The 20,054-nt window shown below is 59.9% G+C and carries 19 protein-coding genes; 10 read left to right on the top strand and 9 right to left on the bottom strand.

The window, feature by feature from the left end; all coding sequences use genetic code 11:
- Window positions 1-49 precede the first annotated feature (49 nt).
- Window positions 50-586, top strand: coding sequence for an AAA family ATPase (locus tag BM216_RS19400; RefSeq protein WP_093000854.1), 537 nt, complete (start codon window positions 50-52; stop codon window positions 584-586).
- Window positions 587-616: 30 nt separating this feature from the next.
- Here the strand turns inward: BM216_RS19400 and BM216_RS19395 are convergent, their stop codons facing one another.
- The gene (locus tag BM216_RS19395) at window positions 617-1,132 is read right to left on the bottom strand and encodes an NUDIX hydrolase (protein ID WP_093000853.1); all 516 of its coding nucleotides are present in this window, start codon (window positions 1,130-1,132) and stop codon (window positions 617-619) included.
- Between the two features lie 117 nt (window positions 1,133-1,249).
- Here BM216_RS19395 and BM216_RS19390 point away from each other — a divergent pair, with 117 nt between their 5' ends.
- The 6 genes from BM216_RS19390 to BM216_RS19365 all read left to right on the top strand — a co-directional run bounded on the left by BM216_RS19390 (window position 1,250) and on the right by BM216_RS19365 (window position 6,400).
- A complete protein-coding gene (locus BM216_RS19390) occupies window positions 1,250-1,894 on the top strand; it encodes a DUF47 domain-containing protein (RefSeq protein WP_093000852.1) in 645 nt (214 codons plus the stop codon).
- Window positions 1,894-2,898, top strand: a complete 1,005-nt coding sequence (locus BM216_RS19385; RefSeq protein WP_093000851.1) for an inorganic phosphate transporter — start codon at window positions 1,894-1,896, stop codon at window positions 2,896-2,898. The genes BM216_RS19390 and BM216_RS19385 overlap by 1 nt, the downstream gene beginning before the upstream one ends.
- A gap of 104 nt (window positions 2,899-3,002) precedes the next feature.
- Window positions 3,003-3,584, top strand: a complete 582-nt coding sequence (locus tag BM216_RS19380; protein WP_093000850.1) for a thymidine kinase — start codon at window positions 3,003-3,005, stop codon at window positions 3,582-3,584.
- A gap of 130 nt (window positions 3,585-3,714) precedes the next feature.
- Window positions 3,715-4,164 carry a pseudoazurin gene (locus BM216_RS19375; RefSeq protein ID WP_093000849.1) on the top strand — a complete coding sequence of 150 codons (450 nt, stop codon included), beginning with the start codon at window positions 3,715-3,717 and terminating at the stop codon, window positions 4,162-4,164.
- A 137-nt stretch (window positions 4,165-4,301) separates the two neighbouring features.
- Window positions 4,302-5,171, top strand: coding sequence for a hypothetical protein (locus BM216_RS19370; RefSeq protein WP_143102800.1), 870 nt, complete (start codon window positions 4,302-4,304; stop codon window positions 5,169-5,171).
- 77 nt (window positions 5,172-5,248) lie between these two features.
- Window positions 5,249-6,400 carry a DUF2333 family protein gene (locus tag BM216_RS19365; protein ID WP_093000847.1) on the top strand — a complete coding sequence of 384 codons (1,152 nt, stop codon included), beginning with the start codon at window positions 5,249-5,251 and terminating at the stop codon, window positions 6,398-6,400.
- A gap of 12 nt (window positions 6,401-6,412) precedes the next feature.
- On the opposite strand, the gene BM216_RS19360 is transcribed toward BM216_RS19365, so the two are convergent.
- From BM216_RS19360 to BM216_RS19350, 3 genes are all read right to left on the bottom strand, one after another.
- Window positions 6,413-6,835 carry a PAS domain-containing protein gene (locus BM216_RS19360; RefSeq protein ID WP_143102799.1) on the bottom strand — a complete coding sequence of 141 codons (423 nt, stop codon included), beginning with the start codon at window positions 6,833-6,835 and terminating at the stop codon, window positions 6,413-6,415.
- Window positions 6,836-6,925: 90 nt separating this feature from the next.
- Entirely contained in the window at window positions 6,926-7,651 is a 726-nt protein-coding gene (locus BM216_RS19355; protein ID WP_093000845.1) for a helix-turn-helix transcriptional regulator, read from the bottom strand.
- A 157-nt stretch (window positions 7,652-7,808) separates the two neighbouring features.
- Window positions 7,809-8,270 carry an Lrp/AsnC ligand binding domain-containing protein gene (locus BM216_RS19350; protein ID WP_093000844.1) on the bottom strand — a complete coding sequence of 154 codons (462 nt, stop codon included), beginning with the start codon at window positions 8,268-8,270 and terminating at the stop codon, window positions 7,809-7,811.
- 112 nt (window positions 8,271-8,382) lie between these two features.
- On the opposite strand from BM216_RS19350, the gene putA reads away from it, so the two are divergent.
- Window positions 8,383-11,505 carry a bifunctional proline dehydrogenase/L-glutamate gamma-semialdehyde dehydrogenase PutA gene (gene putA, locus BM216_RS19345; protein ID WP_093000843.1) on the top strand — a complete coding sequence of 1,041 codons (3,123 nt, stop codon included), beginning with the start codon at window positions 8,383-8,385 and terminating at the stop codon, window positions 11,503-11,505.
- A 96-nt stretch (window positions 11,506-11,601) separates the two neighbouring features.
- Here putA and BM216_RS19340 read toward each other — a convergent pair whose 3' ends face one another.
- The 5 genes from BM216_RS19340 to BM216_RS19320 form a co-directional block, all read right to left on the bottom strand.
- Window positions 11,602-12,036 carry a hypothetical protein gene (locus BM216_RS19340; protein ID WP_093000842.1) on the bottom strand — a complete coding sequence of 145 codons (435 nt, stop codon included), beginning with the start codon at window positions 12,034-12,036 and terminating at the stop codon, window positions 11,602-11,604.
- On the bottom strand, window positions 12,037-13,209 hold the full coding sequence (locus BM216_RS19335; RefSeq protein ID WP_093000841.1) for a hypothetical protein: 1,173 nt from the start codon (window positions 13,207-13,209) through the stop codon (window positions 12,037-12,039).
- A 121-nt stretch (window positions 13,210-13,330) separates the two neighbouring features.
- Entirely contained in the window at window positions 13,331-14,662 is a 1,332-nt protein-coding gene (locus BM216_RS19330; protein WP_244530233.1) for a GGDEF domain-containing response regulator, read from the bottom strand.
- 137 nt (window positions 14,663-14,799) lie between these two features.
- Window positions 14,800-15,345 (bottom strand): TIGR00645 family protein, encoded by a 546-nt coding sequence (locus BM216_RS19325; RefSeq protein WP_093000840.1) that lies wholly within the window; start codon window positions 15,343-15,345, stop codon window positions 14,800-14,802.
- 132 nt (window positions 15,346-15,477) lie between these two features.
- Window positions 15,478-17,775 (bottom strand): TonB-dependent hemoglobin/transferrin/lactoferrin family receptor, encoded by a 2,298-nt coding sequence (locus tag BM216_RS19320; RefSeq protein WP_177230838.1) that lies wholly within the window; start codon window positions 17,773-17,775, stop codon window positions 15,478-15,480.
- A 314-nt stretch (window positions 17,776-18,089) separates the two neighbouring features.
- Here BM216_RS19320 and BM216_RS19315 point away from each other — a divergent pair, with 314 nt between their 5' ends.
- Both BM216_RS19315 and BM216_RS19310 read left to right on the top strand, forming a co-directional pair.
- Window positions 18,090-19,769: a formate--tetrahydrofolate ligase gene (locus BM216_RS19315; protein ID WP_093000838.1), complete on the top strand. Its 1,680-nt coding sequence runs from the start codon at window positions 18,090-18,092 to the stop codon at window positions 19,767-19,769.
- A gap of 60 nt (window positions 19,770-19,829) precedes the next feature.
- Complete coding sequence (locus BM216_RS19310; RefSeq protein WP_093000837.1) at window positions 19,830-20,033, top strand: hypothetical protein; 204 nt, start codon at window positions 19,830-19,832, stop codon at window positions 20,031-20,033.
- The last annotated feature ends 21 nt before the right edge of the window (window positions 20,034-20,054 follow it).

Here is a 20,054-nt window from a genome sequence, read left to right as displayed (position 1 = left end):
TACCCGAAACCTTGCCCATCGAACCAAATTGCAGGACAGGATTTTTCGCATGAACCGCTTCGTGGTGATTTCAGGATGTTCGGGTGGCGGCAAGTCGACCCTTCTTGCCGAGCTTGCGGCGCGCGGTCACGCCGTCGTGGAGGAGCCCGGCCGGCGGATCGTGAAAGAGGAGGTGGAAGGCAAGGGGGCAGCGCTTCCCTGGGTGGATCTTGCTGCGTTCGCGCGGCGGGCGATCGACATGGCGATTGCCGACCGTGCTCTGGCTGCCGCGAATGACGGCTGGACCTTCTTTGACCGGGGGCTGATCGATGCGGCCACGGCACTGGAGCAGGCGACGGGAGAGACCGTCGCTGCACGCCTCAATGCGTCCCATCCCTACCATGCCAGGGTCTTCATGACGCCGCCGTGGCCGGAGATCTATATCGGCGACGCCGAGCGGCGACATTCGCTGAATACTGCGGTTGCCGAATACGACCGGCTAACCGCGGCCTATCCGGCGCTCGGTTATGAGGTGATCCCGCTGCCGAAGGCCCCGGTCGGCGAACGGGCGGATTTCGTGCTGGACACCTTGAGAATGGAAGGGTGAGGGCAGGGCTAGACGATGTTGGCTCGCCCCTTATTTTCGCTTCGGCTTGAAATCGATGATAAGGGATTTGAGTTCGACCTCGCGGACGCGATAGGCGGCTTCCTCACGTGACAGCCAGGCAAGCTCGCGCTGGCCGTGTTCCTTGAACTTGGCATCTATCTCGGTGACTTCGATCTCGTAGACTTCCACCATGCAGGGCGCGACATCGCCGTCGTCCAGCCATTTCAGATAGGTGTAGCGACCCACAGGCTTCTTTTTCGCCCGGCCGCGGACGCCCGCTTCCTGCCATGCCTCTATCTCGGCGGCTTCGTGCGGCTTCTTCCTTCTCATCGGCCAGCCCTTCGGGATCACCCAGCGGCCGCTCTCCCGCGAGGTGATGACCAGGATTTCGATACCTCCACGGCCTGCCGCCTGTCGGTAGCACAGCGCGGCATATTGCTGCCGGAACTCGCCGCCGAACAGCTTGTCCGGCATCTGCGCGAGTTGCTGCAGCAACGTTCTGGGTTTGGCGGTGGATCGCTTCGGATCCTTCCTGGCGGGCTTCATGACCCGTTAAAAGCCGATTTTCACAGTTGATTCCAGTGGCCCGATAGCATTTATGACAGTTTTGTGACAGTGGCGGCGCAGACAGTCGACATTGAGACGATACTAGGGAACAGGGCCATGATGAGCGTTTTCCGGAAGTTGATGCCACGCGAGGACAAGTTCTTCGACATGTTTTCGGAGCATTCGCGCACGGTGGTCGATGCCGCCGAGGCTCTGCGCAATCTTCTCAACGGTGAAGACGTAGAGGCGAACTGCGAGCGGATCGTGACGCTGGAAGACCGCGCCGACAACATTACCCGCGAGGTGCTTCTGGCCGTGCGGCGCAGCTTCATCACGCCTTTCGACCGCGGCGACATCAAGGATCTGATCCAGTCGATGGATGACGCGATCGACATGATGCACAAGACGGTGAAGACGATCCGCCTATTCGAGCAGACGAGTTTCGATCCTCTGATGCGACAGATGGGCGAGGAGGTGGTCAAGGCGGCACATCTGGTCGCGGAGGCTATTCCGCTGCTCGACAAGGTCGGCGCCAATGCGCAGCGTCTGAGCGCCATCGCCGAGGAAGTCACCCGCGTCGAAGGTCGTTCCGACGACCTGCACGATCAGGGCCTGAAGGATCTCTTCGTTCGCTATGGCGCGGCCGGCAATGCGATGGCCTACATGATCGGCAGCGAGATCTACGGCGAACTTGAAAAGGTCGTCGACCGGTTCGAGGACGTCGCCAACGAGATCAGCGGCATCGTGATCGAGAACGTCTGATGGACGCGACACTCGCTCTTCCGCTGCTCATCGCCCTTATCGGTATTGCGCTGTTCTTCGACTTCCTCAACGGATTGCACGACGCCGCCAACTCGATCGCCACGATCGTCTCGACCCGGGTGCTGCGGCCGCAATATGCCGTTGCCTGGGCGGCGTTCTTCAACTTCATCGCCTTCCTTTTCTTCGGCCTGCATGTGGCCGAAACGCTCGGAACCGGCATCATCGATCCCGGCATCGTTTCGCCTGCAGTGATCTTTGCCGCCTTGATGGGGGCGATCGTCTGGAACATCGTCACTTGGGTCTTCGGCATTCCGTCCAGCTCGTCCCATGCGCTCGTCGGCGGATTGATCGGTGCCGGGCTTGCCAAGGTCGGCGTCTCTTCGATCGTGTGGAGCGGTTTCCTGAAGACCGCGGGGGCGATCTTCATGTCGCCTGCGATCGGCTTTTTCCTGGCACTGGTGCTGGTGCTTGCCGTCTCCTGGATTTTCGTGCGCCAGACGCCTTTCGCGGTCGATCGCACGTTCCGCATCATGCAGTTCGTTTCGGCCTCGCTCTACTCGCTCGGCCATGGCGGCAACGACGCGCAGAAGACGATGGGGATCATTGCCGTGCTGCTGTTCAGCCAGGGTTATCTCGGTTCGGATTTCTACGTGCCGTTCTGGGTTGTGATCACCTGCCAGTCTGCAATGGCGCTCGGCACGCTGTTCGGCGGCTGGCGGATCGTCCACACGATGGGATCGAAGATCACCCGGCTCAACCCGATGCAGGGCTTTTGTGCCGAAACCGGCGGGGCGCTGACGCTGTTCGGCGCGACCTGGCTCGGCATTCCTGTCTCGACCACCCACACGATCACCGGCGCCATCATCGGCGTCGGCGCGGCCCGGCGCATGTCGGCAGTGCGCTGGGGGCTTGCCGGCAATATTGTCATCGCCTGGATCGTCACCATGCCCGCGGCGGCGTTGATTTCCTACCTGACCTACAATCTCGTGTCCCTGTTCGGCTAACGGAGTTCGCCTGACTGGGGGCTCTGCAGTCGGTGCCGTAAAATTCTGTGGTTATCGGCCTCTGCACCTTCCGCCGGAGACGGCGGAAGGTCAAAACGCGTGCCATGGCCAAGCTCTATTTCCATTACGCGACGATGAATGCCGGCAAGTCGACGATGCTGCTGCAGGCGTCGTACAACTATCGGGAAAGGGGCATGCGCACGGCGATCTTCATCGCCGCGCTCGACGATCGCGCCGGCAAGGGGCGCGTTGCCTCGCGCATAGGCCTGTCGTCGGAAGCCATCCCCTTCGGCGGCAGCGAGGATCTCTTCTCGATGATCAGCGATATGCACGCGGCCGAGCCGATCGCCTGCGTCTTCGTGGACGAGGCACAGTTCCTGTCGGCGGAACAGGCGTGGCAGCTGGCGCGGGTCTCCGACCGGATCGGCATTCCCGTCATGGCCTACGGGCTGCGCACCGATTTCCAGGGCAAGCTGTTTCCCGGCTCGCTGGAACTTCTGGCGATCGCCGACGAGTTGCGCGAGGTCCGTACCATCTGCCATTGCGGTCGCAAGGCGACGATGGTGGTGAGGGTCGACGAGGCGGGAGAGGTGATCCGCGAGGGCGCGCAGGTCGAGGTGGGCGGCAACGAGAAATACGTGTCGCTCTGCCGTCGCCACTGGGAAGAGGCGATGCGCTGCGAGTAAACGCGATCGTGTCCAGACGTGGGACGGGATTGTCTTGCGCGCTACAATTGACCGATGTCAAAGCGTGCTCCGGGAGGAAGGCTAGAACACCGTTGGCACGGTTTCGCGTGATCCTCGCAGGAGAATTTAAATGACCAAGATCCGTTTCACTCCCTTCGTTCTGGCTGCCGGCCTGAGCCTGCTGGCACTCCCGGCATTTGCCGCCGAAATCGAGATCAAGATGATGAACAAGGGCACGGACGGCCAGGCAATGGTGTTCGAGCCCGCAGCCGTCAAGGCCGCACCCGGCGACACCATCAAGTTCGTCGCCGTCGACAAGGGCCATGATGCGGCCTCGCTGCCGGGGCTCGTGCCGGATGGCGTTGCCGCGATCAAGGGCAAGATGAGCCAGGACCTGTCGGTTACCGTCGACCAGCCCGGTGCCTACGTGTTCAAATGCACACCGCATTTCGGCATGGGCATGGTAGCACTTGTCGTCGTCGGCGACACACCTGCCAATCTCGAAGCCGTCAAGGCTGCGAAAATGCCGAAGAAGGCCAAGGACCGGCTCGACGCGGAAATCGCCAATCTCGGGCTCTGACTTTTTCCATCCGGCACAAATTTACGGATTTCTGCATCTGCAAGCAGGGCTGCCATCGCCAAATCGCGTGGCGGCCCTATTTTCGTCCGGCGACGTGAAGGCCGGGGGCGGCCTGGCGCAGGTTCGAGGGGGCACGCATGCAGGGGATTGAAGGATCCGGATCGTTTGAAGAGGCGATGGCGCAGACATGCGCCGAGTTGAAGGCGATCGGCGAGATGGCCAACGGGCTTGTCGAGCGCGTCGTGCTGGTCGCAAGCTCCAGAATTCCTCCTGACGTGGTCACTATCGCCGACTTCGACCGCACCTGCGATGCAGTGATCGCCCGCCAGGAAGTCGCCCATGCCATGCTGGCCGGGCAGCTCGGCGAAATCGCGGCGGCTGTCGATGGGGCCAGGGCCGCGCTTGACGGTCAGGATGAGCCGCAGCGCAGCGACCGGTGGATCGGGCATATCTCGAAACGACTGATGCGGCGCCGGATTGCGGGGCGCTCCGGCAGATCAACCAAGGGGCAGGGACTGTTGGTGGCGCTCGGCCGCTGCGACCGGCTGACAGGCATCATCGAGACCCATCGCGACATGGTGAGGGGTCAGCGTGATACTGCCGAAGCCGCGCTTTCAACGCTCTATTCCCGCGCTCGCGAGCAGGAGGCCGGCAGCGGCGAGGAAGAATTGCCGCGTCATTCGGATATCGAGAGGGCGCAGGCGATGGACAGGGCGGCCATGTCATTCTCGGCTTTCGTCGACGCACTCAATGCGGCAATCGCCGATCATATCGTTCTGCTGCACAAGCTGACTTTCGATCTCGAGCATGCGCTGGAGGTCTACAATATCCTGACCGACATGGGGATCGTGCGCGAGGCGCTGCCGGGGCCGGAAGCCTATCCTCATTTCAGTGCGTCGGTCGCTCGGCTCGCAGACGGCATCCTGCCCGGCGGGCGCCTTGCGCCTGCACGTCATGCCGCGGATCGCGCGTTCGAGGAACGGTTTTCGCCTCGCGGACACGGTTGAGACGCCGTGCTGTTGTACAAGCGGGTCCGAGGACATATGTCAGCGGTCATGATTGTTGATAGGTTCCAGGAGGACTAATGCTCGACCAGATCACCGGATTTCTTCGAGGGATCGTGTCCATCATAGGGCGCGGGATCCGGTTGTTGATTGCGTGGCTGGTCTGGCCGTTCATGGCAGCCCATGGCTGGTACCGGGGCCGACACCTTTGGGTAAAGGCGCCGATCGCCGCGTTCCTCGTCCTCCTGGTCGGGCTTTACGGCTATTTCATCTGGCAGACGCAGGTTTGGAGCGGCTTTAATCCCAACTTCGTCGACAGCTATCGCTGGAGCGAGAGAAACATTCCGGCAGGCCAGGAGCTGCCCGCCGCCGGGCCCGAGGTTCAGGCCGATGCCGCGGCGACCTCGACTGTTCCCAAACAGTGCCAGACTTCTGCGATCGCAGACGCGGCCGTCGACCTGACCGACATGAACGTTAACCAGAATGCGTGGATTTCCTCCATGCTGCTTTATCGCCTCGGCTTCTTCGGCATGGACTGGGACGATACGCCGTTTCTCGACAACAAGGCGTCTTTCCAGCGCGGCGTGAACCAGGCAGTCCGCCGCACGTCGGTGGAACTGGTCGACACGCTTGCCCGGGTGAGGGGCACGTCGGGCGTCAACAACAATCTCCAGGACGCGCGCAGCAACCTGCAGTTCGACGAATATTCCTGGTATTTCGGTCTCAGCCCGTTCGGGCCGAAGACCCCGACGCCGAGCTACTATCGCGCGGCAATCGACAGCCTGCGCAAGTTCAACGTCGAACTCGGCAACTGCTCGACGATGTTCGACAGCCGCGCCGACAATCTCGTGCAGTTCCTCGACCGGGTCGCCAACGATCTAGGCGGCACATCGGCAATCCTCAGGGAGCGTTCGGAAAACTATAACGGCGGATGGTTCGATACCCGGGCAGACGACCGCTTCTGGTTCGCCTATGGACAGATCTACGGCTACTACGCGCTCCTTTCGGGCGCCGGTGCCGACTTCTCGCAGGTCATCCGCGAGCGCAATCTTTCCACGCTCTGGGGCGATACGCTGAAGCAGATGCAGGCGGCGCTGCGCATCCAGCCGGCGATCATTTCCAATGGAGCGGAAGATGGCTGGATCATGCCGACACACCTCGCGGTGATGGGTTTCTACACCCTGCGGATACGCTCCAACCTCGTGGAAATCCGCTCGGTGCTGGACCGCTAACCAGGAAAGGCTTCAGCCCTCGTGGGCGTCTTCCCCGGGAATGAAGCCAATGGTGGTTTCCTGGGGAAACAGCTCGTAGGTCATGCCGATGACGTCGCCCTTGCCGCCGCCCTCCGCCGCGGGGCGGAACTTGCCGACGCTGCGGACATATCTGTAGCTCTCGGCGTCGGTCTTGACCCGGTAGAGATTGTGATAGGTGAGGCGCGCGGCGCTGGCACGCTCGAAGGTCTCCATCATCGCCGACAAGTCGTCGGGATGGATGAGGGAGCTGAGCTTGACGAGGTTGATCGGCCCTGTCGTGTGGGGCATGCCGAAGATGCGGGCATAGTCTGGACTGCCGAAGAAATGACCGCTGTCTATGTCAAAGCGCCAGAAGCCGCAGAGACGGAATGACGAAACCAGTTCCAGGACTTCGCCGTCGCTCAATCCAACCATACGATGCTGCGCTTCGTACGGTTTGCGAGAATGTTCGATCCAGGACGCCAATCCAGGGTCTCCTGCCGCCGGTGAGACCCCCTTCACAAACTAGGCGATCAGCCTCAACCTCAACGCCTTAGCTACCAACTGGGTGCGATTCACGCAATCGAGTTTCTTGATCGCATTGGTCATGTAGGCATTTACGGTGTGGTCGGACAGGGACAGGATCTGGCCGATTTCGGCCGAGGTCTTGCCCTGGGCGGTCCATCGTACGACCTCCAGTTCACGGGTCGTCAGGAGCGCCGGAGCGGCCTTTCGCTCGCAGCGCTTGATCCGGTCATAGACGTCGAACGCATGCAGCATGATCATGCCGATCTCGTTCAGCTCCACCTGGGTCAGGCGGTGGCGCGTGCCGTCGAAACGCATGATGAAGCGGCCGCCGTCCAGCGAGAACAGGGTCATCGCAACGCTGGTGATGAGGTCGTAGCGGCGCTGCAATTCCTCAATCGCCGGATCGAGTTCGAAACCGCGGGTCTGGATCGTGTCGTTGATCGACCAACAGAAGGGCAGTTTCGAATTGAGGATGATCGGCGCGATCGGGCACTTCTTCAGGAGCCGCTTGCGATCGAATTCCTGGTGAAAGGTTTCCGGAACACTGGTCTCCACCACCATCCGCGAAAGAAATTCTTCGTCCGGATTGTGAAGGGAAAGCAAAGTTACATGCCGCAGACTAAATTCGTGCGTCACACGCCTCAGGGCAAGAAACAAGCCTTCCTGTGAATGGACAGCGGAGATCTCGCTGCTCAGCACCGATTGCCGTTCGAGAGTGATCATCAGTTCGTCGTTTCGAGGAGCTATGTTATTGTTAATAAATATACTAATTAGTTTGAATAGCCAGCAGAAATTAGTACACGAACGGTTATCGATGCAACATTTCTGATATCTACTCACATTAATTATTTAATATCAGTGGGTTGTGGGCAAATGTCAATCATACAGGAATATGCCCAGCCGACTTCACTTCCTCCATGACGGCGTAGGTATGTGTCTCCCTTACACCCGGAAGTGGAAGAATTACCTCCGATAGAAACTGCCGGTAGGCGTCCATTCCAGATACCCGCGCCTTGACGAGATAGTCGAACCCGCCCGCCACCATGTGGCACTCCATCACGTCGTCACTGCGCTTTACCGCGGCCGCAAATGCATCGAAGACGTCCGGCGTCGTGCGATCCAGCTTGACCTGGACGAAGACCAGAAGATTGCGACCGAGCTTGGCAGGGGAGAGTTGCGCGCCGTAGCCCGTGATGTAACCTTCCCGCGTCAATCGCTTGACGCGTTCGGCGGTGGCGGTGGGTGACAGGCTGACCCTTTCGGCCAGTTCGGTATTCGTCAGGCGGCCCTCTTTCTGCAGCAGCCGGAGTATCTTGCGGTCGAGACGGTCGAGATCCTTCATGTTGTCCCTAGTAAATGTCGTTATGACGGTGAAATTCACCGCTATCATCGGCAAAATCGGAGGGAAGCGCCAGCAATTTATCGCTAGTTAGGCGATGAGACGGGAAATCCCCATGGAGTCGAGAAACGTGACCGAGACCTTTGCGCTGTTCAATGCCCCCTATGCAGGTGACGACGATCGGCTGATCCGCCAGTTCGCCGCCCGCACCAGCTTTACCGCCGCCCAGGACGCGGCGATCGACCAGCGCGCAAGGCGGATGATCAATGCCATCCGCGACGGTTCGGGCAAGGTCGGCGGCGTCGAGGACTTTTTGCGCGAATACGGGCTTTCCACCCGCGAGGGGCTGGCGCTTATGGTGCTGGCCGAAGCACTGCTGCGGGTTCCCGATTCCATTACCCAGGACAGGCTGATCGAGGACAAGCTGCGTCAGGGCGGCTGGAGCACCCATGAGGCCACCGGCGAAAGCTGGTTCGTTTCGGCTTCCGCCTGGGCGCTTGCCGTCTCCGCCCGCGTCATCGGTCCCGGCGAGACGCCGGAAGGTGTCCTGCGCGGTCTCGTCAAGCGCGTCGGCCTACCGACCGTGCGTAGCGCGACCAAGCAGGCAATGCGTTTCCTCGGCCATCACTTCGTGCTCGGCGAGACGATGAAGGATGCGCTCGGCCGCGCGGCCAAGAGCGAGGAGCGCGGCTATCGTCATTCCTTCGACATGCTGGGCGAGGGCGCCCGCACGGCGGAAGACGCCAAGCGCTATTTCCGCTCCTATGCGGACGCGATCCAGTCGATCGGCACCTTCATGGCCAAGAAGGGCAAGGGCAAGGAACTGCCCGACCGCATGGGCATTTCGGTCAAGCTTTCGGCGCTGCATCCGCGCTATCTCGCCACCCATCGCGACCGGGTGATGCGCGAACTGGTGCCGGATCTTCTCGATCTTGCCCGCATGGCCAAGGAACATCAGCTGAATTTCACCGTCGATGCGGAAGAGGCCGACCGGCTGGAACTGTCGCTTGACGTGATCGCCGCCGTCTTCTCCGATCCGTCGCTCGCCGGCTGGGACGGGTTCGGGCTTGCCATCCAGGCCTACCAGAAGCGCGCGCCTCAGGTGATCGACTATATCGACAATCTCTGCTCCACCTATGGCCGCCGGATGATGGTGCGTCTCGTCAAGGGCGCTTACTGGGATACCGAAGTGAAGCGCACGCAGGAGCGCGGGCTCGAAGATTATCCGGTCTGGACCCGCAAGCCCGCCACCGACCAGGCCTATCTCGCCTGCGCCCAGCAGATGCTGTCGAAACGTGCCCGCATCTTCCCGCAATTCGCCACCCATAATGCGCTGACCGTCGCGACCATTCTGGAGCTGGCCGGCCCGGATCGAAGCGGCTTCGAATTCCAGCGCCTGCACGGCATGGGCGAGGCTCTCTACGATGACCTGCTGGAAAGCAACGACCGCATTGCCTGCCGCATCTATGCGCCGGTCGGCGGTTATCGCGACCTGCTCGCTTATCTCGTTCGTCGCCTCTTGGAGAACGGTGCGAACTCGTCCTTCGTGGCGGTTGCCGGTGACAAGCAGATCCCGGTCGAGAAGCTGCTCGAGCGCCCCGCCCAGCGCCTTGGCCTGGATGATGGCGCGAGCGCCCGCCACAAGCAGATCCCGCTGCCGTCGGAACTTTATGGTCGCCGCAAGAACAGCGCCGGGTTCGAATTCGGCCATCGCGAAAACCTTGAACGGCTGATGGCGACGCTTGAGCGGCCGCTCGGCGAGATCAAGGCCGGTCCGTTGGTCGCAGGCCTGATGTCCAAGGCGGAAGCCAAGCCGGTGCGCTCGCCTTCCGACCGGCAGAAGGTCGTCGGCACGGTTCAGGACGCGAGTGTGACGGATGTCGGCGTCGCTTTCGATGCCGCCTCCAAGGCATTCAAGGGCTGGGCGCGCCAGCCGGTGGAAGTACGCGCGGCCTGCCTGGAGCGCGCTGCAGGGCTTCTGGAAGACAATCGCGACGGCCTGCTGGCGCTGCTTGCACAGGAGGCCGGCAAGACGCTGGATGACGGCGTTGCCGAAATTCGCGAAGCAGTCGATTTCCTTCGCTATTACGCCGACAAGGGCCGCGAGCTGTTCGCAACCCCGACGCTGATGCCGGGTCCGACCGGTGAGGACAATCGACACCTGTGGCGAGGCCGCGGCGTGTTTGCCTGCATCTCGCCGTGGAACTTCCCGCTGGCGATTTTCCTCGGGCAGGTTTCGGCGGCCCTGGTTGCCGGCAATACCGTTATCGCCAAGCCCGCGCCGCAGACGCCGCTGGTCGCCTTTGAAGCAATCAAGCTGCTGCATCAGGCGGGCATTCCTGTTGAAGCTTTGGCCTTCCTGCCGGGCGGGCCAGAAATCGGCTCTGCCATCACAGCGCATCCGAAACTCGCAGGCGTCGCCTTTACCGGCTCGACGAAGACCGCCTGGGCGATCAACCGGACGCTTGCCGCCAAGGATGGCCCGATCGTGCCGTTGATCGCCGAGACCGGCGGTATCAACGCGATGATCGTCGATGCGACCGCGCTTGGTGAGCAGGTGGCGGACGACGTGGTCATGTCGGCTTTCCGTTCGGCCGGCCAGCGCTGCTCGGCGCTGCGCCTTCTGTTCCTGCAGGAAGACATTGCCGACGGCATGCTGAAGATGATCGAGGGGGCTGCCGCCGAACTCAATCTCGGCGACCCTATGCTCGCCAATACCGATGTCGGTCCGATCATCGACGAGAACCAGACGAAGATGCTGTCCGGCCATGTTGCCGAGATGGGTGCCAAGCAGAAGGTGCGCTATGCCGGCAAGGCGCCAGCAACAGGCAATTTCTTCGCGCCTCATATCATCGAACTCGACAGCGCCGCAGCACTGACCAAGGAAGTGTTCGGCCCGGTTCTGCATGTGGTGCGCTGGAAGGCAAAGGATCTCGACAAGGTGATCGAGGCGGTGGAGGCGACCGGCTACGGCCTGACGCTCGGCATCCACAGCCGCATCGAGGCGACGATCCGCAAGTTGTCGGAAGCGCTCGACGTCGGCAATGTCTATGTCAACCGCAACATGATCGGCGCCGTGGTCGGCACCCAGCCCTTCGGCGGCTCCAAGCTCTCCGGCACCGGCTTCAAGGCGGGTGGCCCGGCCTATCTGATGCGCTTTGCCGAAGAGCAGGTGGTTTCCGTCAACACGGCCGCTGCCGGCGGCAACGCCAGCCTGATCGCGATCGGGGAGGGGTGAGGCGCGACGGCTTGCGGGCAAAAGGCTCCAATGGAGCCTTTGACGTGCAAAATCGTTAGTTGCTGCTAGCCGAGAACGAATAGCTGAGTTGGTGGTTCACCTCGGCTCGTTTTTTCGCTCTACAGCGCCGAAGAGTGTCTCCATTATAAGCGCGAAGCCTGCGCCAACAATCGTTTCGACAGCGCCGATGCCTCGCTTGAGACTGGTAATTGACGAGATGGATCCGTCTTCATATGAGCGCAGCAGCCAAAATATGGATATAATGAAGACGAGTACAATCACTACGGAAAATATGTAGAATAAGAGATTGGCCTGATCGCTTTTTACCACGATTTCATTTCTTTGGTTCTTTATGACAAAAATAGTGACGCTCATGAAATAGGCCGCCGTCAGCGGAGCTATCACGAGCATCGTGTCTATACGCTCATCGTAAGTGAGCCTGTTGCTTCCCGCGAATATATAAGCAGAAAATCCAATGTGGCCAAAAAGGATTATTAGCGCGGTAAATATGACTAAGTATCCCCTAGGCATTTATTCCTCCATGGTTGTTGTTGGATATTTGAGAACAATATTGGAATTAATCTCTCTCTCGAATGCGCTTATGCAGAATGTTGCCGTCGGCGATGTGACGTATTCCGAATTATACCTATCGGCCATTGGGCTGTCATCGCTTGCTCCAGACGCGGCCAAGGTATCGCTTTCGATGTAGACGACTTGCAGCTTATTATTTTGCAGGGACGGGCCAAGACGGAAGCTGACCATTGTCTTAATCCAGAGGTGCTCGTTGCGAGAGTATTTGAATGTATCTGAGTGATAGGTGCAGGTGGCTGCAACGACGGTCGATCTTGGCGGGTGCATCTTACAATCGCGACCTACGAACAACGACATAAATTCGTTGGTGTCTCCAGGACCGAGGACGCCATTGCTGTAAAGCGTATGAAAGACATTGCTGACGGGAATGCGAGCAGTTTTCGTTGATTGCGGAAATATCGATGGCGGCGGCTCCATTGGGAGGCCGCTGTTCCGAAAGATGGTCGGGGTTAGTCCGTTGGTCAGAAGCGTATCGGGTACGGAAATCATTGCGATATCGCTCGCTGTTCCAAGTGTCTTGATGCCTGCAGTCTTATCTAGCGCCAGTTTAGCGGCGACCTGCCAGCGAGAGTAATTGCGGCGGTGATCAATAACCCCAACCGTTGTGCTGAATGCTTCGGCCGAGTACGCTTCGCCAAAAGCTTCTTTTAATAGGTCGGCTTTTTCCCGAAGGTAGACCTGATACTTTTCGAACGGGTAGCTCGCTTGACGCGCTTGCTCCCACCTACGGGTGAGGTCTGCAGCGCTGTCGGTTTCCACAAAGATCGGCGCCGACATTTCGGTCTCGCCGCTGGGCATCGCTCCGGATGTAACTACCCAAGTACGGTAGCCATCGTAGGCGCCTGTCTTTCTCAGTTCGACCGATCGCTTATGACCGCCAAAATCGAAATCCAGTTGGAGTATTCCGTCAGTTGTATTTTCTCCGACAATCGGGACTTGAAAGCGAGCGCCTTGCTTCGTGAAGCCGCTATATGTCCCACTCACGGCGCCATTAACTGTGTTTAAATCTACGACGCCGTTCTCTGGCGTGTAAAATGACCAGTCAGCCGCCAGAACTGGCGGAACGATAAAGCAAGACGCGATTATTGATGCCACGCCCAAGCTACGCAACATTACCCCCGTCAGCTATTGTTTAATCGGCAACCTATGGTAATATTTATTTCAATAAATACAATCGAAATATACTTTTGCGGGTAGATGATCCCGTCGAAGCTTCGACAGCTGACTTATGTCTTTACACGGAAGGCGCCGCCGAGCGCATGGCTTCGGGAAGCGTCAGCGAGGAATAGACGCGGTTTCGGCCGTTGGCCTTGGCCAGATAGAGAAGCTGGTCGGCGGCGTTCATCTGATTGCTGAAAGTCTCGCCGGGCTCGATCTCGACAACACCGATCGAAACCGTGACGGATATTTTGCTGTTTCCGGTCGGCACGTTGGCCTCCTCGATCGCCCTGCGCAACTCTTCGCAGAAGGAATGGCTCTGGAAGGCGTCGGCCTTGTTGAGGAATATTGCGAACTCTTCGCCGCCGAGTCGCGCGGGAATATGCCGGCCGGCTGCGCACATCTTCTCCATCACGGTCGCCAGGGTGACCAGCACGCGGTCGCCGACATCATGGCCGTAGCTGTCATTGACGTTCTTGAAGTGATCGATGTCGAGCAGGGCAATGGAGCCGGATAGCGCGTCTGCACCGAGATTGCGCATGCGGTCGAAAAAGTGCCGACGGTTTGCCAGTCCGGTCAGATGATCGCGTTCCGCCAGGCGGCGCAGGTGCTTCAGCTGGGTCAGCGTCTCGATATTGTTGTCGATCCGACACTGCAGTTCTTCCGGCACGAAGGGGCGGTAGATGAAGTCCGAGGCGCCGGCTTTCAGGAAGCTTGCAGACAGCAGGCGGTCGGAGGAGGACGAGACGCCGATGATGCGGATCTCCTCGGAGCCACGGGTTTCGCGAATACGACGGGTCAGCTCGTAACCGTCCATGTCGGGCATGTGATAGTCGGTGATGACGAGCTCGATCGTGTCATCTCCGGCCAGGATCTCGAGCGCCTGCCTGCCGGAATGGGCTTCCAGGACCTGAAAATTCTGGCGATTGAGAATGTCGGTCAGGCCCGAACGGGCGGTGCGGACATCGTCAACGACGAGAATTCGGTAGGCATTGTTGGTGCAGAAACGGCGGACGGTGTTAACAACCGTATCGACCGTGCGGCTGCCGTCCTTGACGATATAGTCAATGATCTTCTTCTCGGCGTATTTTTCCCGCGCGTTCACGTCGAACCGGGCGGTGAAGACGATGGTCGCAACGCCGGCTTCGTCGAGAAGGTTGAGAATTTCGCCGTTCGGGGCATCCGGAAGGTTGAGGCCGGAGAGTGCCAGCATGAAGCTGCGTTCCTGCAGCTTGCCGCGGGCCGCCGCCATGCTGCCGCAACGGGTCACGGCAGCTCCGGTTTCCTCTTCCAGTCTTTGGGTCAGCAGGGTCGAGAGCGCCACGGAATCCTCGATAAGAAGGATTTCGTTCGCGTGGCGATTGCCCGGCCCATCGGCCATGAGCAGATTGTCCCTGCCAACAGTCATGTCTCGCTCCAGTGCATGGGCTACACTGGTAACCGACATCCATTACCAATCAATTATGTGAAAATGTTCATTCTGCTGTTGTTCGCTCTACTTTAGTTCGAGGCGGAAACATTGCGGACAACCGCAGATATGCTGTGTCAGAGCTTCACCTCGTGGCCGTCTTCCTTGCTCGCCTCGGCCTTGTCCGCCTTGGTCGCGGCCATGATGCGCTCCAGCCAGCCCAGCATGACGGCGGATACGACGAAGGTGAGGTGGAGGATCGTGTACCACATCAGGTGGACGTTGCTGTACTGGCTGGCATTGAGGAAGATCTGCAGGAGATGGATCGACGAGATGGCGACGATCGACGACGCGACCTTGATCTTCAGGCTGCCAGCATCGAGCTTGCCGAGGAAGGAGACATCGGCTTCGGCTTCATCGAAGCGGCTGACGAAATTCTCGTAGCCGGAGATCATCACCATGAGGATCAGGCTTGCGACAAGAGCCGCATCGATCAGGCCGAGCATGGCAAGGATCATTTCGGCTTCGCCGAGGGTGAAGACTTCCTTGGCGATCTTCCAGAATTTCGCGATGAAGGAGAGCGCGTAGATGCCCAGTGCAGCAACGAGACCCATGTAAAAGACAACGAGGATCCAGCGGCTCGAGAGGATGATCTTTTCGACCAGCAATTCCAGCGATTTCATTCGGTTCGGTCTCCGGTTCGATCTCTCCCATCCTGCCCATAAAGGCAGAGTTCAGACTCCGCAAGACAGTTCGAAAATGCGAAACGCCGCATCCTCGCGGATGCGGCGTTTCGGTCTTGGGCAGGGAAAGTGTCAGAACTTCTTGGTGATCGAGACTTTGAACGTGCGGCCGGGTTCGGTGAAGTAATCACTATTGCCGCTGACCGATTCCGGCACGCTTACCGCGTCCCAATACTTCTTGTCGAAAACGTTGAACACGCCGGCCTGAACCTTCAAGCCCGAGAGATCAAGCTCGCCGACCTTGTCAGGCGTCCACCAGACGGTCGCATCGACAAGCCCGTAGCCGGGAGCCTTGAAGCCGCCTCCGCTGACCTTGTTGCGGGATGATGCCAGAGTGAGGGAGACATCCGACCCCCAGGTTTCGGTCGAATAACCGAGGCCGACAATGGCGCGCAACGGTGCGACCGAGTTTAGATAGGCGTCGTTTTCAGTGTCCTTGCCATAGGTCCAGGCAAACGAACCCCAGGTGCGCCAGTTTTCGTGGAATTGCCATTCGCCGCCGAGTTCGATGCCATAGATGTGCACCTTGTTAAGGTTTTCGTAGCCGCTGATGCCGAGAGGATAGTCACCGGTCGGATCGTCAAGCGCGACCGTGTCGATGAAGTTGCGGTAGTAGTTGTTGAACACCGTCGCGCGCAGAGCGTAGTCGGTGGCCTGATACTTGGCGCCGATCTCGAAGCCGTTGCTGGTTTCCGTTTCGAGGTCCGGGTTCCCAATACGAGCGTAGGAACCCGGCGCGCCGTAGTTCTGGTAGAGCTCGAGCACGCTCGGAGCACGGAAACCACGGGTGTACTGGGCAAAGAGTTCGAGTTCCTGCGTTGCCTTCCAGGCTGCGCGCAGCTTCGGGGATAGGCCGAAATCGCTCGACGACCGGAGGTAGGCCGGGTCATAATTCGGGCTTGCCTCATACGCTGCCGTGGACTTCGGGTCGTAGTCGTACCAGTCCATACGCAGGCCGGGCGTAATGGTCAGGCGATCTTCGAAGAACTTGATGTCATCTTCGACAAAGGCGCCGAAGGTCACGCCATCGACGTCAGCCATGTCGGAAGAATTTGAATGGAGGAAACGGCAAGATTGCGGGCCAAAGGGATCTGCAATCGTCGTCCAGTCAACATCCGGGCAATTGTCGACCCCGGCGGAATACTGATGCGTCTTTGTCCAATAGAGTTCGCCGCCGAAACGGAAGCTATGGTCGAGCCCGCCGAGCGTTGCGTCCTTGGAGGCCGTACCGGTGATGCCGTAAGACGTCTGCTGCAGCCTGTTGTCCCGTCTGAATTCACCCTCGGGGAAGCCGTAGTAGAAGGGGTCGCCCGGAATGAAGGCGCGTGAGTCCCTGAGACGAATGCCATCGGTCGTATTGCGCAGTTGTTCCTTCTGCCAATAGACCGTGACATTCGCTTGATCGACGATGTCGTCGCCGCCCCGCGAGATGAAATCGTAGGAACCGGAAATGCGCTTGCGATCTACGTCCTCTCCGCTCCGAAGCGTGCCAGCCTGATAAGTGGCCGGATCGGTACCGCGGAAGTTGTCGGTGTCCTTTTCGCGGTTGAAAAGCTCGCCTGTCAGGCCGAACCGATGGCCGCCCTCGAGATACTGATGAAACTTTACGAGCAGATTTCGCTGCCAGAAATCGGCAGGATTGGCTTCCGAACGGGTGTCGTCATATCCGCCGACACTTCCTCGGTTGTCTGTCTCATGGCCTTTTTTAAAGCTGCCTTGGACCAGCAACCAGGTATCGCCCGAACGACCGGCGATGGCTGCATTGTTGCCGAAGCTGTCGTCGGTGCTGTCATAGGTGCTCTTGGTCAGCGCGCCGAAGTTCTTGCCTTCTTCGATGATGTCTTCCGGGTTCAGGGTCTTCAGTTCGACCGCACCGCCGAGCGCGCCCGAGCCGAAGCGGCTGGAATCGGCGCCCTTGGTGATGTCGACGGAGGACAGGCTGTCGAAATCGAAGGCGGTGACGCCGCCCTGGACGCCGCGCGGGTCGGACAGCCAGGGCTGGCGGATGCCGTCGATCGTCGTCAGGACACGGTCATCCTGCAGGCCGCGGATGTTGATGCTCTGATTGGTGCTGTTGAAGTTGACGCCAGCGTCGACGCGGCGGGCAAAATCCTTGAAGTCGGTGACCATGCGGTTCTGGATGACCGAGCGCTCGGTCGTTTGGGTCAGCGGCGAGGCGGGAGCCTGTCCGACGCGACCGCCGCGCAGCACGATCGGCTGGAGATCGGTCGATGTCTGTTCCTGCGTTTCGGCCTGCTGGCCGGTGGCCGTCGTGGCGTCCTGAGCATGGGCCAGTGGCGCAGACGAAAGCACGACGAAAAGAGCCGAGCCAGCAAAAAGATGCCGTCGGCTAAATGTACTAGACCCCATATAAGACCCCTCAAAATGGCATGCGCGACCGCCACGCGCCGCGACCTGCGAGCGCATGGGGAGCTCAGAATTGTTGTTTGATTTCCGCCGAAGCAGAAGCCCCGCCAATGTGTTAGAAATCTGCACAAAAAGAGTCAAGTTTGAATCTGAGCGGAAAACTCAAGTTTTTGCGAGACGTTGTTTTCCTGCCAATGCCGCTATTTTTTCGGCCTTGCCTGTGAAGATGTGACCGCAGCCCCTTTGCGGATTGGTCCGGCTTGGCTATCGATGCGGGCACAGAAACCGAGATGACAGCAAGACCGGAAGGACAAAGCATGGCGACCGTGAAATCGGATATCGAGATCGCCCGCGCATCGGTGAAGAAGCCGATCGGCGAGATCGGTGACCGGCTGGGCATTCCGTCCGGTGACCTCATCCCCTACGGCCACGACAAGGCGAAGATCGGCGAGCGCTTCATTGCTTCGCTCGAAGGGCGCGAAAACGGCAAGCTGATCCTTGTCACCGCGATCAACCCGACGCCGGCGGGCGAGGGGAAGACGACGACCACGGTCGGTCTCGGAGACGGTTTGAACCGTATCGGCAAGAATGCCGTCATCTGCGTGCGCGAGCCTTCGCTCGGGCCATGCTTCGGCGTCAAGGGCGGGGCGGCCGGCGGCGGTTATGCGCAGGTCGTGCCGATGGAGGATATCAACCTCCATTTCACCGGCGATTTCCATGCGATCACCTCGGCGCACAATCTTCTGTCGGCGATGATCGACAACCATGTCTATTGGGGCAACGAGCTGGATATCGACATCCGCCGCGTGACCTGGCGGCGGGTGATGGACATGAATGACCGGGCGCTGCGCGAGATCGTGGCTTCGCTCGGCGGCGCCAAGAACGGTTTTCCACGCGAGGGCGGTTTCGACATCACGGTAGCGTCGGAAGTCATGGCGATCCTCTGCCTTGCCGAAAATCTCGCCGACCTTGAGCGCCGTCTCGGCGAAATCGTCATCGGCTACCGTTTCGACCGCTCGCCGGTCTATGCGCGGGACCTCAAGGCCGACAAGGCGATGGCGGTTCTGCTCAAGGATGCGATGCAGCCGAACCTGGTGCAGACGCTGGAAAACAATCCGGCGCTGGTGCATGGCGGGCCTTTTGCCAATATCGCCCATGGCTGCAACTCGGTGATCGCCACCAAGGCTGCGCTGAAGCTCGGTGACTATGTCGTCACCGAAGCCGGTTTCGGTGCCGATCTCGGCGCGGAAAAATTCTTCGACATCAAGTGCCGCCAGGCTGGATTGAAGCCTGACGCAGCCGTCATCGTCGCGACCATCCGGGCGCTGAAGATGAATGGCGGCGTGAAGAAGGAAGACCTTTCGGCCGAGAACGTAGAGGCGCTTGTTCGGGGGTGCTCCAATCTCGGGCGCCATGTCGCCAATGTGCGCAAGTTCGGCGTGCCGGTCGTCGTCGCCATCAACCATTTCATCTCGGATACCGAAGCGGAAATTGCTGCGATCAAGGAATATGTCGATCGGCACGGCGCCGATGCGATCGTGTGCCGCCACTGGGGGCAGGGCTCCGCCGGCATCGAGGAACTGGCCTACAAGGTGGTCGAACTTGCCGACAGCGGGCAGGCCGATTTCCAGCCGCTCTACCCGGACGATACGCCGCTGATGGAAAAGATCGAGATCGTCGCGTCCAAGATCTACCATGCCGGCGAAGTGACGGCCGACAAGGCGGTGCGCGACCAGTTGAAGGCCTGGCAGGAGCAGGGTTACGGCAACCTGCCTGTCTGCATCGCCAAGACGCAATATTCCTTCTCGACCGATCCCGCCCTGCGCGGCGCGCCGGAAGGGCATGTCGTTCATGTGCGCGAAGTGCGGCTTTCGGCCGGTGCCGGCTTCATCGTCGCGATCACCGGCGAGATCATGACCATGCCGGGCCTGCCGCGCTCGCCGTCGGCCGAGCGGATCATGCTCAACGAGGAAGGCCAGATCGAGGGGCTTTTCTAGGCAACCGATGACGGCTCCGGGCGTTCAGTTTCACAGGCAGGAACGCAGGAAGGAGCCGCCATGCCCTATCTCGAAGTCGCATTGAAGGCCGGAAGCACCATTCTGGTCGAGGACGAGCGGTCGCCCGAGGCTTTTTCGCGAGCGCTGACGGAAAACAGCGAGGTGACAGCCAATCGCGTCGAGGTGTTCGATCCGGACCAGAAATACGAGATCGTGCTGACCGACGAGGATGTCGCGGGCGTCGCAGCGGCTCGGGATCTCTGAACGGGTCTTTTGCGCAATAAA

Source organism: Rhizobium sp. NFR07 (genome assembly GCF_900111905.1).
In the GTDB taxonomy this organism is placed as follows: Bacteria; Pseudomonadota; Alphaproteobacteria; order Rhizobiales; family Rhizobiaceae; genus Neorhizobium.
This window is presented reverse-complemented; position numbering and strand designations above follow the sequence as displayed.